Origin of the sequence: Pedobacter jamesrossensis, assembly GCF_042650905.1 — a bacterium.
Classification (GTDB): domain Bacteria; phylum Bacteroidota; class Bacteroidia; order Sphingobacteriales; family Sphingobacteriaceae; genus Pedobacter; species Pedobacter jamesrossensis.
This window is the reverse complement of record NZ_JBHSBY010000130.1, coordinates 1-15,375: the sequence shown is the minus strand read 5'-3', so window position 1 is coordinate 15,375 and position 15,375 is coordinate 1. Positions and strand designations below refer to the sequence as shown.

The 15,375-nt window shown below is 36.9% G+C and carries 7 protein-coding genes; all 7 read right to left on the bottom strand.

Translation table 11 applies throughout. From position 1 onward, the window contains the following. Positions 1-72 precede the first annotated feature (72 nt). Entirely contained in the window at positions 73-1,668 is a 1,596-nt protein-coding gene (locus tag ACFOUY_RS14345) for a RagB/SusD family nutrient uptake outer membrane protein (RefSeq protein ID WP_378961530.1), read from the bottom strand. A gap of 24 nt (positions 1,669-1,692) precedes the next feature. After that, on the bottom strand, positions 1,693-4,794 hold the full coding sequence (locus ACFOUY_RS14340; RefSeq protein WP_378961529.1) for a SusC/RagA family TonB-linked outer membrane protein: 3,102 nt from the start codon (positions 4,792-4,794) through the stop codon (positions 1,693-1,695). A gap of 235 nt (positions 4,795-5,029) precedes the next feature. Next, positions 5,030-6,436 carry a RagB/SusD family nutrient uptake outer membrane protein gene (locus ACFOUY_RS14335; protein WP_378961528.1) on the bottom strand — a complete coding sequence of 469 codons (1,407 nt, stop codon included), beginning with the start codon at positions 6,434-6,436 and terminating at the stop codon, positions 5,030-5,032. An 11-nt stretch (positions 6,437-6,447) separates the two neighbouring features. Further along, a complete protein-coding gene (locus ACFOUY_RS14330; RefSeq protein WP_378961527.1) occupies positions 6,448-9,507 on the bottom strand; it encodes a SusC/RagA family TonB-linked outer membrane protein in 3,060 nt (1,019 codons plus the stop codon). Positions 9,508-9,740: 233 nt separating this feature from the next. Beyond that, positions 9,741-9,920 (bottom strand): hypothetical protein, encoded by a 180-nt coding sequence (locus ACFOUY_RS14325; RefSeq protein ID WP_378961526.1) that lies wholly within the window; start codon positions 9,918-9,920, stop codon positions 9,741-9,743. Between the two features lie 72 nt (positions 9,921-9,992). Beyond that, the gene (locus ACFOUY_RS14320; protein WP_378961525.1) at positions 9,993-11,507 is read right to left on the bottom strand and encodes a SusD/RagB family nutrient-binding outer membrane lipoprotein; all 1,515 of its coding nucleotides are present in this window, start codon (positions 11,505-11,507) and stop codon (positions 9,993-9,995) included. Positions 11,508-11,520: 13 nt separating this feature from the next. Further along, positions 11,521-14,652, bottom strand: a complete 3,132-nt coding sequence (locus ACFOUY_RS14315) for a SusC/RagA family TonB-linked outer membrane protein (RefSeq protein ID WP_378961524.1) — start codon at positions 14,650-14,652, stop codon at positions 11,521-11,523. Positions 14,653-15,375 lie beyond the last annotated feature (723 nt).

Sequence of the window (15,375 nt, the reverse complement as noted above, 5' to 3'; positions counted from 1 at the left end):
CATTTTATAAATAAAAATATAAAAAAAAGGCCTCTATTCGAGGCCTTTTTCTAAAAATATTAAGACTATATATTAATAATTTGGATTTTGCTGTGCAGCCAATACTGGGTTAGTATTAGTTTCTGATTGTGGCAATGGCCAAATGAATCTAAAATCTGTATATGGAATTGCAGTTACCGATCTAACACCTGCATATGGCACCGATGGATTCCAGGAAGCAAATGTTGTTCCTGTCCAAGCTATTTTAGCCGGAATGCCACCAGTCGAAAAACTCGGATCATTAGCCAAACGATGTATATCACCCCACCTATGTCCTTCTGCTAAAAACTCAATACGTCTTTCATTTAAAATAGCTTGAATTAAAGCATTCCCATTAGCAAAACTAGCTGCTGTGAATTGATTAGCTGGTGTGGTAACCGCTCTGTTTCTAACAGCGTTTAACAATGCCAAACCTCTCGTACTTCCTGCTGTTGTTCTGGCTTCTGCTTCTGCAACATTCAACAATACTTCAGCATATCTTATGATTGGGTTTGCGTCTGTAAATGTTGAAAACTCAGGATACTTGGTTGTAAAATAACCACGACCGTCATTAGTAGTCATTGCTGTTCTACGTAAATCTGTAGGCAACCAGAATGGCGCATTATAAATAAGTGGAGAAATTGCAATTAATGCTCTACCTGCAGCTTTTGTGTACATGGTAGAAATTGAACCATTTGTACCAGAATTACGTGTTGTAGAGTTCTCAATTGAAAAAATAGACTCACTATTAGTGAAATTTGAAGCTGTAACAAATGGAGCCGCTGGTGAAGCTGTTAATGCATATGCACCAACTGGACTTGTATATGGCGCTATCGAAGGAACTAATTTATTACCTTCGGTGATAACACTTGCCCAGTTGCCCATGTGCAAATAAATACGGGTTTTGATTGCAATCGCGGCACCTTTAGTGGCTCTGGAAACTTTTAACCCTGCTGCATAGGTGTCAGGCAAGTTGGTTTCCGCAAAGTTTAGGTCTTCTAAAAGTTTATCATAGCATTCTTTAACCGTGTTTCTACCTTGGCTTTTATTAATATCAACACCAGCTGGCGAGTTAGCTGCTACAGTTCTATAAGGCACGCCCAAATGAGTAGCTCCTGCACTGTGGCTGTATGGTCTTGCAAAATGAACTAATAACTCATGATGCGCCAAGGCTCTTAAAAATCTTGCTTCACCTTCATACTGAAGTGCAAGTGCAGCAGTAATAGTCCCATCTGCAGCTGCTTTCTTTACACCTTCTATTACCACATTTGCTCTGTTAATCAAGGCATAACTGGTTTCCCACATAGCTTGGTTATTTGCAGTGGTAATACCATGGGTTGCCTCGTAAGAAATTAAGTAAAATGAGGGTACTGCGATTACATCTTCTCCGCGAACGTCCTGCTGTTCTGTATTAGCGGCTCCAAATGGATAACCTCTATCTACAGTACCAATATAAGCACCCATTTGAGCAGCACTGTAAACACCAGTAACCGCTAGGGCAACCCTGGCAGGAGAACTAAATGCAGACTCCTCAGAAAAACTGTTGTTTGGTTGCAGGTCTGTTATCTTTTTACATGATGACAAGGCTAAGGTCACGCCCAATACCGCTACTGCTGCACTTTGATTTATATTTCTGAATATATTTTTCATTTTTTTCTATCTTAATAATTAACACTAAAAACCTAAGTTAAGACCAAATGTAAAGGTTCTCAATTGAGGATTTCCGTTATAATCTACACCTGCACCTGATGTGTTAACCTCTGGATCAAGACCTGAATAGCCTGTGATTACGAATACGTTTTGTGCTGAAGCATATACACGAAGCTTACTGATTCCTAACTTTCTGGTAACTTCACCCGAAAAATTATATCCTAGAGCCAAATTGTCTAAACGAAGGAAATCACCTTTTTCAACAAATCTGGTTGATGCAGCATTTTCTAAATTGACAAATGCACTTCTTGAAGCAAATAATCTAGGCATGTTTCCATCACCAGGGTTTGCTGCACTTTGCCATCTACCTAGAACCTCAGTTCCATTATTTACAAAGTTCATATTTAATAAATCCTGACGAGAGCGGTTCATGATATAATTACCACCTTGAAAACGTAAGAAAACATTTAAATCAAAGTTACTATAAGTGATGGTGTTGTTAAATCCACCAAACCATGTAGGAAGTGAGCTTCCTAAAATTCTACGGTCTGCTCCTACTAAATTAGTTGCTGCGCCAAGTGTTCCAGGGTTATTTGGATCATAACCAAAATAGGATGATGTATTGATGTTACCTTGGATTATTGTTCCGTTTGCCTTTTTCCACAATGGGTTACCATTTGCAACGTTAACACCTGCATAATCATAACCATAAATTGCTCTAAGTGATTCTCCAACTCTGATGACATTATAGTCCCCAGATGGGATATCTTGCCCATCAACTAGTCCTTTAACTAAGTTTTTTTGCGTTGAGAAGTTTAAACTGGCATTCCACCTAACTTTACTTTCTGAGAATATATCAGAAGATACTGCAAACTCAAAACCATCATTTCTGATACTTCCGATATTTCTGCTGATGCTGTTTCCTGGTATTCCGATTGAAGGCGGCGTTGGTGCAGAAAGGATGATATCATTGTTATCTTTTCTCCAGTATGCAGCAACTACATTGATTCTGTTTTTAAATAATCCAAAATCCAATCCTAAATCGTAAGTTTTTTGTGATTCCCATTTCAAATCCGGGTTACCCGTATTGTTAAATGCTATACCACTCTGATTTCCATAAGCAGCCGCACCATAAGTACCTAGATATGGGAATGAACCGATATCCGTGTTACCAACTTCAGCAATTGAACCTCTTAACTTAACATCGCTTAATACATTGCTGATTCCAGAATTTTTGAAGAAACTCTCCTCTGATAATCTCCAGGCAAATGATGCACCTGGGAAATAACCTACACGGTTTGCAATTGGCAATGCAGAAAGCGCATCTCTACGAATCGAACCACCAATGTAATATCTGCTTTTATAATTATAGCTAACCCTTGCAAGGTAAGATTCGATACCGTTGAATGTTAAACCTCCGCCCACTGTTGGGGTAACGAATGTACCAGTAGTAATATTCTGATTAAAAAAGATATCTGAAAGGTTTGATATGCTAGCCTGATAGAATGAAGTTCTTCTTTTTTGAAGCTCCTGTACCAAAGTAACATCTAAATTGTGTGCACTATTGAAAGATTTGGTATAAGTTAAGATGTTTTGCCAGTTCCAAGTGAAAGTTGGCGAGTATGCCTGCGAGATTGATCCGTTTGCACTTAAACCATCACCTGCTCTTGGATCTGTAAAAATAAAATCATCAACATAAGACCCATCAACACCTAATTGAGTTTTAAATTTCAAGCCAGGTAAAATATTTGCTTCAAGATACGTCGAACCTAATAATCTATAAGCTTGAGCTTTTCTAACATTATTCTCCAAAACGAACATAATATTAGGGATGTTATCCGAAATCGGGCTTAAATTCCCCCCAGCTCCAAGTGCTCTTCTGTCCGGAGTGATGTTGTATCCGGTTGCATCTGCAGAATTATAAACAGGCACGTTTGGCAACATACGCATAGCAGCAAATGTATTACCAGAAAGGTTATTAGAGCCTGATAACGGACCTAAGTTATTTTGATAAGTTAAACCCGAAGTCACACCAAAAGTTAAAAACTTATTAATCTTTTGGTCAACGTTGGCTCTTAAAGTATATCTGGTTAATGAATTGGATACAATAGCACCTTTTTGATCAGAATATCCCAATGAGAAATAATATTTAGTCTTATCAGTACCTCCTGAAGCTGCAACTGCATGATTTTGCTGAAGAGATTGACGGAATACGTAATCTTGCCAGTCCGTGTTGATAAAACCACCCATTCCATCTGATGTTGGTCTTGCCTGAGGGGTTTGACCAGCATTTACAAATCTCTCATTTGCAATTTCAATAAACTGATCAGCATTTAAAAGATCAAATTTGGAGGAAACATTAGCTATAGCAACATATCCATCATAAGTGAAGCTAGTACCATTTTTACCTCTTTTGGTTGTTATTAAAATCACTCCATTGGCAGCTCTAGAACCATAAACTGCTGTAGCAGCACCATCTTTTAAGATATCAATCGATTCGATATCATTAGGGTTAACATCGGCTAAAGCATTCGCACTTGTAAAACCACCAACGTTACCACTTAAAGATGGAACACCATCAATAACTACTAGAGGAGATGTACCAGAACTAATTGAGTTTACACCTCGGATCCTGATTTGTGGTGCCTGACCAAGTAAACCTGAAGGGGTGATAACCTGAACACCGGTTGCTCTACCAGCTAATGCTCTATCAAAAGATGGAATTGAAACATTCGTAACCTGATCTCCGGTAACTTTCGAAACAGAAGATGTGTTATCTTTTTTGCTTACTGTACCATAACCTACAACAATGACGTCTGTCAAGCTTTGTTCATCTGATGATAAAGATATGTTAAGTGAATTAGAGTTTCCAACTAGTCTGCTTTGAGGCGTATAACCAATTGAACTGAATTCTAATGATGATCCAGATGAGGTAATTCGAATTGAATACTTTCCGTCTGCACCAGTAATTGTACCCCCTGTAGAGCCTTTGATTTTTACAGTAACACCCGGAAGCGGCTGTCCGTCCTCCTTTGATGTAACAATTCCTGTAATTGTTCGCTCTTGAGCCATCGCAGTAATTGCAACGAACATCAACACGAACAAACTTTGTAAAAGTTTTTTCATGAAATTTAAGTTTAGTTAATTAATAGTTTGCCCGGTTAAGGGGATTGAAAAATATAGAAATTATTTGGATAATCAAATTAATTGTGTAAAAAAATTGATGTTTGTATATTTTAATCAACAAAAACTGTCTATCTACGAATAAATGTTGTTTTTATTGAAATCTAATTCTATTAAAAAAAGGCCATACCATTAATTAAAATGATATGGCCTTTACTAATAGTTTTTTATTATAGCCTTAATAACCTGTATTTTGAGCAATTATATTTCCAGAGGTTAAAACTTCTCTTTGAGGAATTGGGTACAAGGCTCTGTAAGTCTGAGCAATCCCTAATGTTGAAGTTAAATTAAATCTTCTCAAATCAAACCATCTATGGCCTTCATGAGCCAACTCTACTCTTCTTTCTGCCAAGATAGCGGTTAAAACATCCGTTTGAGAAACTGAAACCAAGGGAAGTAATCCTGCTCTGGTTCTAATCACGTTTAAATCAGACAATCCTTCTGCAATTTTAGCAGGCGTGTTCTGACGAACTCTCGCCTCGGCACGGATTAGATACATTTCAGCCAATCTGAACAAAATAACATTATCATCACCTGTAGAAATTCGGCTAAACTTTCTCGTTTTACCTGCAGGAATTGCTGGTGTTGCATTAGGAGCTCCTATAGTGAAGTTTATATCTTTTCTGACATCATTGGCCTCATGTGCTGAGTTAAGCGTATTAGAAGAGCTTATCTCATTACGACCACCAGTTGCTGTTGTATAATAATAAAATGCAATACTATTTTGGTCTGCTGAATTATAATCAAGTTCAAAAATAGATTCAGTTGAATTTTTAGCCAGCCAAATGTTCGCATAATTTGATGTGCTTACCAAAGAATATCTAGCGCTTCCAATAACTGTTGTAGCTAAAGCCTCTGCCTCTACCCATTGACTTCTGTATAACTGAAGTCTTGATTTAATTGCGTTTGCTACATCTTTTCCTGCACGGTTAACAATTTTATTTGTATATGTTGGTGCGGCAATTGCAAAATCCAAATCAGCTAATATTTGCGTATAAACTTGTGCTTCTGTACTTCTTGCAATAGGAGTAGCGTCAGATTCTGTAAGTGTTGGAGAAGTTTTGATAGACACGCCAACACCAGCTGCTTGCCCGTATCCATTCGGAGCACCGCCAAAATACCTCAACAAATCGAAATACATTAAGGCTCTTAAAGTTCTTAATTCAGCAAGAGTTGCATCTTTATCAAGTGCTGCATCTGTAATTGAAGGAATTGCGGCAATAATTGTATTTGCATTGTTAATGCCAGTGTAGATAGTGTTGTACATATCACTTATGTTAACATTATCGGTTAAAATTTGATTGTTTGCTATCTGAGCATACGTCGGAAATGTACCTACATGCAGTAAATTACCGCCACCTAGTTCAGCAAAGGCATTATACTGTAATCCATAATAATTCCCACTTTGCAAGCTATTGTAAACTCCAAATAAACCAGCTCTAACACTAGCTACGTTAGTAAAAGCTATTGAGGCATCTAAAGAAGCTTGAGGTTTCTGCGCCTCAAGTTCTTTTTTGCAGGAAGAAAGTACTGTACCTGCTGCAAATAAGACTGCCAAATATTTATATTTTATATATTTTCTCATTTCAAGATCCATTAAAAAGTTAAGTTTAGTCCGAAAGTATAAGTTCTCGCTTGAGGATAAGTAAGGAAATCTGTACCTGGCGCTGTGTTGGTTACAGAGAAAGTACTTACTTCAGGATCTAAGCCTGAATAGTTAGTAAATGTATATAGATTCTGAGCAGCTATATATAACTTAATTCCAGATACCTTAAGTGTATTTAAAACTTTAGGCCCAAAATTATAGGTCAAGCTAACATTTTTGATTCTTAAAAAGTCTCCGTCTTCGATAAATCTATCAGATACCCTTCTATTGTTATTTGGATCGGCATATACTGCTCTAGGCATATCCGTATTGGTATTTGTTGGTGTCCATCTGTTTAATGTTGTTGCCAACTGACCAAATACACCATTCATGCCTTCTCCAAAAGATCTTGTATTAGAGTAAATTTGATTGCCACCCTGGTATTGCAAGAAAATAGATAAATCAAAGTTTTTATATTTAAAGTTATTTGTAAAACCTCCCTGATAAGTTGGAAGACCTTTTCCGATAATTTCTTGATCTAGTGAGTTAATAACGCCATCGCTATTCAAATCAGCAAATCTAATATCGCCAGGGGCAGTGGAGGTTAACGGATTAGCTGTTACTGCTTGGGTTGGGGCCGCTGCAATTTCAGCTGCGTTTTGGAAAATACCCACAACTCTGTAACCCCTGAATGCGCCTAATGACTGCCCAGCTTCTACCCAAGATGCAAATCCTGCTGCAAATGGATTGCCCGATAGCTCTGTAATTTTGTTTTTATTTAAAGAGATGTTAAAGTTTGACGTCCAAGAAAAATCTTTTTTATCGATAATTATACCTGTTAATGAAATCTCTAAGCCCTTGTTTTCTGTTTTACCAAGGTTAGACTGGATGGTTGTAAATCCAGAAGAGGCCACTAATGGTTTACCTAATAATAAATCAGTAGTTTTTTTCTGATAAACATCCATGCTTAAAGTTAAGCGATTTTTGAACAAGCCTAAATCTAAACCAAGGTCTAACGCAGCTGTATTTTCCCAAGTCAAATTAACATTTCCCAATTGAGTTGGTGCTAAACCCGCATTTTGCAAATAGTTTGAGCCTCCGCCCACAAGTGGTAATGAAGTAAAGTTTCCAATTTCCTGGTTACCAACGATACCATAACTTGCTCTAATTTTTAAATCACTAATTGCGCTAACACTTTTCAAGAAAGATTCTTCTGAAATTCTCCAGGCTCCTGAAACTGCTGGGAAGAAACCATATCGTTTCTCCGAACCAAATCTCGATGAACCATCTAAACGACCTGAAGCTTGGAAAATATACTTTCCTTTATAAGAATAATTTGCTCTTGCGAAATAAGACTCTAGTGCATTAGAACTACCCGCAGAACTCGCAGTCGTTCTTACAGAACCTGCCGATAATCTCCTGATATCATTACCTGGAAATCCTGTTGCCGCAGCTAAAATACTTTCGCTATTAGACTCCTGATAAGAAAATCCAGCTAATAAGTTAATACTGTGTTCGCCACCAAATACTTTAGCATAGTTTAAGGTATTATCAAAGATATAGTTAACATCCTGATTCTGACCTTCTGTAGCTGAACCACCAGAACCAGCACCAGCGTTAGTAAGGGTAGATAAAAATGTCCTATCTTTCGCCGTGAAATAATCAACAGATGCTGTAGATTTAAAAGTTAATTCTGGTGTAAATTTATATTCTGCACTTCCTGATGCTAACAATCGGTTACTGTAAAATTTAAAGGTATTTTCTAATGCACCAGCCAAAGGGTTATCAACTGATGAAATCGGATCTCTACCATAAGTTCCGTTTGCATTATAAGCAGGTACGTGTGAGCCTAATAGGAATGCGCCACTTACTGTGCCATAGATATTATTATCATTATTTAATCGGTTGTTAACAGAACTACTGAAACTTGTAGATAACGATAGCTTCAGCTTATCAGTAGCTTGATTATCCAAGTTCAGCCTTCCGCTAAATCTCTTGTAACCACTTGCAATAACAACACCTTTTTGATCAAAAAACGAAGTCGAAACGGCGAATTTTGTTTTCTCACTTCCACCACGAGCAGTAAGTTCATAATTAGTAATTGCTGCATTTTCGAAAATTAGATCCTGCCAATTCGTAGTAGGATAATCGCTAGGGTTAGCGCTTCTAACACCTCCTCCAATTGCAGTACTACTATAATTTGCTGTCCCACCTAATCTGGCATTAACCGCATCGTTCATTAACTGGATATATTCAGGGCCTGTTAAAGTAGGGAGCGTTTTGGCAACCTCTTGAAAACCCGAATAAACATTAACTCCAATTTTTGTTACCTGGTTAAGTCCTCTTTTGGTGTTTATTAAAACAACGCCATTGGCCGCACGCGAGCCATAAATAGCTGTAGCAGCCGCATCCTTAAGGATTTCCATTGATTCAATATCACTTGGATTAATATCACCTAAAGAGTTGGTTAATTGTCCACCAGCAGCAACCTGAGTATAAGAACCTGTAGATATTGGAATTCCATCAATTACATAAAGTGGCTGATTACTGCCCGAAATTGAACTTGTACCTCTAATATTTATTGAAATACCTCCGCCTGGTGTACCAGAAGCTTGGGTAACCTGAACACCTGCAACACGACCTTGTAAACCTTGCTGCGCATTAAGGATTGGCGTGTTTTCGATTTCTTTAGCGCTTACTGAACCTTGAGCACCTGTTAAGCTGCCCTTTTTCTGCGTACCAAAACCAACTACAACTAGCTCATCAAGATCTCTAGAATTACTAACTAAAGCTACATTAATAACATTTGAACTGCCTAAAGCTATTGTTTGAGTGGTGTAACCCAAAAAAGAAAATTCGATTCCGGTAGCTTTAGAACTTACCGTAACAGTATATTTACCGTTACCAGAAGTTACGATACCGCCTGGGGCACCTTTAACTCTTACGCTTACGCCAGGGAGTGGGAGCCCGTCTGACTGTGATGTAACCGTACCTGTAATTGTTCGATCTTGAGCCATTGCAGTTATTGCAACGAACATCAACACAAACAAACTTTGTAAAAGTTTTTTCATGAAAATTTAAGTTAGGGGATGAAATTAGTTTGTTATAAAGTATTAAATATAGATGCGAAAACTTTTTTTTAACAAAAATTAACTAAAAACCAACACTTTATGATTTAAATATGACAAAAAACATAAAATCTTCACAATTTCTTCACAAACTTTTAAAACCTATCTTAATTGATTACAAATAAAAAAGGCCTGATAATTTTAAATTACCAGGCCTTTTTGAGTTAGAATAATAATTACTTTTTATCCCAAAATATTTTACTATCAAAAGGATCTATAGTTCCTTGTTTAGTCACTTCATCACCATTAGCACCTAATTCTGAGTCAGGGTATAACAATCTAGCTGGCTGTTTAGCAACTTTTGCAGCTAATGATAGTGGATTATCAACAGGGAATTTAGTTATTCTAAAATTCACAATGATTACGTCAGTAATGAAAAATGGTTGTGCTTATAATAAAGCACAACCATTTTTTGCATTATTAAATAACTATGGTTTATTCCACCAAACTGGTGTATTCAACTCATCAGGCCCCTGGCTAGCAATAACTGCTTGATAATTGGCATTATTTAAACTTGCCTCATCTGTAGTGTATCCTTGTCTCACCGGAATCTTACCACCAATATTTTGAGGATAAGGTGAAGGGCTTAACACAGGAAATCCTGTCCTTCTCCAATCAGACCAAGCTTCAACTGCATAACCCATATAGTTAGCTATCCATTTCTGAGTTATAATTTTTTTAATTCCGTTTGCGGAATCATAAGCTACATCTGCTTGAGTAAAATAATTTGCAGGTGCAGTTACTCCGTTTAGGGTGAAAGATGCATTGATTGCATTATTATAAGAAACCGCTGCTTGCGTATCATCAGGCGCTCCAGTAATCCATCCTAATTTATAACCTTCAGCAATAGTTAGTAAAACTTCAGGATATGTGAAAATTCTAACTGGAGAATTCTGAGATCTAAAGGCTCTGCCTATTAAAGAAACATTACCTGGACTAGTAACCGTTCCTGGGTTATAAGATGCACCAGCTAATGCCTGAGTTAATCCATATGGCATTCCAGCATAAGTACCGGCAGATGTTTTGTCTGCATATACAGCTATCCTAGGATCGTTGATTGCATTCATTGCATCTACTAAAGTCTTGCTGATAGAATAATCATATCTCTTGTTAACTTCATAGTTATAATAAATACTATTTTCGTTAGCTGCTTCAGCAAGGTGGGTGTATACTACGTTATCCGCATTTGAAGTAATAACGCCATCTGCTATGGCAGCATTAAATTCTGTTCTTCCGGTTGCTGGATCTTTTTTGGACAATCTTAATGCCATATTTAATCTTATAGTAGCTGCAAACTTTTTCCATTTTACTACAGAACCCGAAAATAAAATATCCCCTTTTAAGGTAGCACCTGAATCAAATTGAGCTGCCGCCTCTTTTAATTCTTTAAACAAAGAAGTGTAAACGGCCTGTTGTTTATCAAATACAGGGGTCAAAAATTCTTTCCCCTTAAGTGCCTGTGAATATGGTATATCACCCCATCTATCGGTCATGTTCTGAAAATAAAATGCTTTCAAAATTCTAGCAGCAGCGATTTGATTTGCATTTGATCCACCACCGATCACATTTGGTGCACCTTTTGATACAGCATCAGTATTTAAATTGATAATTGTAGTCAAATCTTGAAGTGGACTATTATAAATACCATTATAAGAATACACCTTTGTATTATAACGGGATTCAGAGGTATATAAGTTCTCACTTAATTGCTGAGTATAAAGCTTAGCAGCATATTCATTAATTACACCTGGCGCCGTTGCAGTAGAGGTAACAGCAGTAGTTCTACCAAGATATCTTTCTGCACTTGTTAAAAGTAGATATGTTTGTGGTGTAGACGGTGAGTTTGGACTAAGATTTATATCACCAAAATCTTCAGGCTTGCACCCGCTTACAATAGTTATGGCCGTAGCGATAATTAATGCGTTTTTAAGAATCTTTTTCATTGTGGTAATAAGATTAGAATGTAAGTTTTAAGTTCAATCCAATAGTTCTTGTTCCAGGTAATTGGCCACCTTCTATCCAGCTACCAGCAGATTCTGATGGGTCAATGCCAGGAATTGCAGTATAAATTAACCATGGATTACGAGCAAATACAGAGAAAGAAACAGATTGGGCTTTAATTTTCGAAGCAAGTTTAGTTGGAAGCGTGTAGCCTAGGGAAACTTCTCTCAATTTAACGAAAGTTGCATCATAAACTTGTTCACCCCAAGTATAAGGAATAAAACCTTCATAATAGTCTTGCGCACCTATATAGGTCGAATTTGGTTGACCATCAGACTGTCTTACGCCAGGAATTAAAATACCTCCACCAGTTGATGGATCATCCCTTTTTGGATTTCCTTTTTCATTTAGACCTGCTGTCTCTTCTGCTAAACCTGATCCGAAAGTATTACCTCTACTTACAGAGAATAACTTTCCTCCAATTTGAAAATCCATCGAAAGCCCTGCTGTGAATCTTTTGTAAGAAACAGATGTGGTGAATCCTCCTGTTAAATCAGGAATAAATGATCCTAGGTCGTGATTATCTTCTAACAATGGATAACCATCATCTCCGATTAAATTATCGCCATTTTCATTTTTTTGAATAACTTGTGTAACAAGATTACCCCAAGCCTGACCAACGCGACGTTCTACGTTAATTCTTGGGGTACCAGTATAACCAAATGAATCGAATGGAAAGTTATCCAAGCCAGGATAAAGTGCAACAATTTTATTCTTGCTTGTTGAGAAATTCGCATTGATATCCCAAGTTAAATCTTTAGTTCTAATTGGTGTTCCTCCTAATGTAAACTCCCATCCTTTACTTGTAATTTCTCCAGCATTAACAAGCGCTGAAGAAAACCCTGTAGAAGATGGTAAGCTTAATGAGATTATTTGATCCTTAGATGAACGATCATAATAATTTACGCTAAAACGTAGCTTATCTTTAATAAAGCGTACCTCTAATCCTGCCTCATAAGCATCAGAAAGTGCAGGCTTAAGGTTCTCGTTAGGAATTTGATTTGGAACAGTTAACGCTGGATTAGTACCATAAAATCCATTAGAGCTATAAACCTGACTTACTTGATAAGGGTCTAAATCAGAACCAGTTCTACCGAATGAACCAGTTAGCTTACCAAACGAAAGAATATTATTTTTTGGCAAAATATCAGTAAAAACAAATGATAGTGATGCACCACCATATAAATAAGAATTATTAGCAGATGGAAGTGATGAAGACCAGTCATTACGGATGTTCAAATCCAAAAACAAATAATTTTTAAATCCAGTCGAAGCGAATGCATATAAACTTCTAACTTTCTTGTTTGAAATAAAACTAGTAGCATTCGGTCTATCTTTAGACGCAGCAATACTATAGTAACTTGGAACTGTAAATCCTCCGGCAGTTGCCGAGTTTAAGTTTTCAGAACGATTAATACGAAGCTCTCCATAAGCAGCAGCATTCAGAGAGAAATCTCCAAATGTTTTCTTAAACATAGCATCTACGACATAGTTATTTTCTCTATCTCTCGTTTGACCAACAGTATACGACTCCAGATTTAGTGTTCCTGAACCGACTCTACTTTCAGTTCTTCCATTTGAATAATTTCCCTTTGTTGTGAAGTCCAAAGTCAAGGATGGTATTACATTGTAAGATGCTTGCAAATAACCAAAAGTTCTTGAGCTATTATTGAATGAAGTATTTTCATACGCCTCCGTGTAAGGATTATCCCAATATTTAGGAGCGGTATTTCTTGGACTAGTAATATTCCAAGTAGTAAATGTTCCGTCAGGATTTTTATAATTTTTTAACTTCTCAATCTCAGTATCTCTATGAAACCATTGATTAAATGAACCTGAAGTTTGTGTACCGTATCCTTCAGTTGGTCTATTAAAATAATTAATTGAATTAAAATTTACATTAGCCAAGAAAGTCAATTTTTTAATTGGATTAAACTTTGCATTGAAACTAAGCCTGTTCTGATCTGCCTTTGTGTTAGGCGAAACGCCTGTTTGATTCAAATTTGTGTAAGAAACTCTGGTACTTAGTTTTTCGCTAACTTGAGAGAAAGCAATATTAGTGTTATTCTGAATCCCAGTTTCATAAAAATCTCTGATATTGTCTGGCTGTGCAACATACGGTTGTTGTTGTGCATACTGAGAATCAAATTTATTCCATGCATACCAAGGTGCGTAAGGTTGTCCATCAAACTTAGGCCCCCAACTTTCATCAACAGAATAGTTGTAATATCTAGCGCCATTCATTGCAGATAACGCTGGCGCATCTGTTGCTGGATTAAATGTAAATGTAGACCATGTTTGACTAGCACCACCACCATACTCATTTTGATATTTAGGAAGTGTTGCTACATTCTCAAAACTCGTTGTATGGTTAAGTTCTATTCCAAGACCTTTACCATTCGCTGATTTAGATTTTATTACTACAACTCCAGCATCTCCACGTTGACCATATAAAGAGGTAGCAGCAGGGCCTTTAAGCACAGTTAAGTCTTCTACGTCATCCATATTAATACTGGTTGATGGAACTACAACTCCATCTACAACATAAAGTGGATCTCTTCCGCCTGAAACACTATTAACGCCACGAATTCTAACAGATGCTGTTCCGAATCTTGCACCCGATCCACCTAACACCTGAACACCTGCAATTTTACCAGCCAAGGCTGTATTTAAATCTACCTGTTTAGTTTGGCTTAAATCTGAACCTTTTAGGCTTTGCTGAGCAGTACCAATTGAACGCTCCGTTCTTGTTACCCCTAAGGCGGAAGTAATTGTCACCTCACTTAAAGATTGTGCATCTGGAACTAAAACAACGCTGATTGAATTAGATGCGCCAACGGTTCTTGATTGCTTTGCGAAGCCAATTGAAGTGAATTCGATAGTAGCTCCAGCATTTGTTCTAAGGGTGAATTTACCAGCAGCATCGGTAGAAGTACCTGTTGTTGCTCCCTTAATTTTTACACTTACTCCAGGAATCGGCAATTTATCGTCCGACGAAGTAACTGTACCTGTGATTGTTCGATCTTGTGCCATTGCTGTTGCAGCAACGAACATAAGTATGAACAAACTTTGTAGAAGTTTTTTCATAATGTGAAAATAGGTTAGTTAATGATTTAGGCGCTAATGTATAGTTACTTAGCTAAATCACCAAATTTATTTTAACAAAATTTAACATTTTGTAGAAATAATTCCCTTAATCACCCCAAAACGGGGATAATTAACACTCAAAAAAAGAATGAAATTCCCCAAAGCAAATTATTGGCCAAGAACATAAACAAACGAAGCATTAACTAACTTTTTAAGGCGATAGAAACCTCATATATAGATAAAATGAAAGTATTACTTGAGAAAAAATTAAAATTTTCAGAAAAATATCGATTTTCTGGCATGAAAATGTCTGGCAATTTTAATGTTATTAATATTAGTTAAAAAAATTCAGCTTTATTAGTCGCTATCCATTAGGATTTATCTGAAAACTAAAGCGCCATGCCATTTTTCCACTTTAGATTGTTGTGGAGGAGAAAATCTAATTGAGATCAACATAAAATTTAAAAAAAGAGGCTCCTATCAAAATTGATTTTGAAGTACTGTTAGCAGAATAATATTTTGAGCGGTCGTCATTCCCGTGAAAACCTATCGTGTGGACACATCTTTTTGTTTAATTTGCGGTCTATATGCAGCGCGAATTTACAGATTTAAGAGATCATCGATTACTTTTTAGAGGGAATAAGATTTTAAATGATCTTTTTAGTCGTAGCGTTCATTCGATACGACAACTTACAGATGATGAGGCATCAGCGAAAGGTTTTT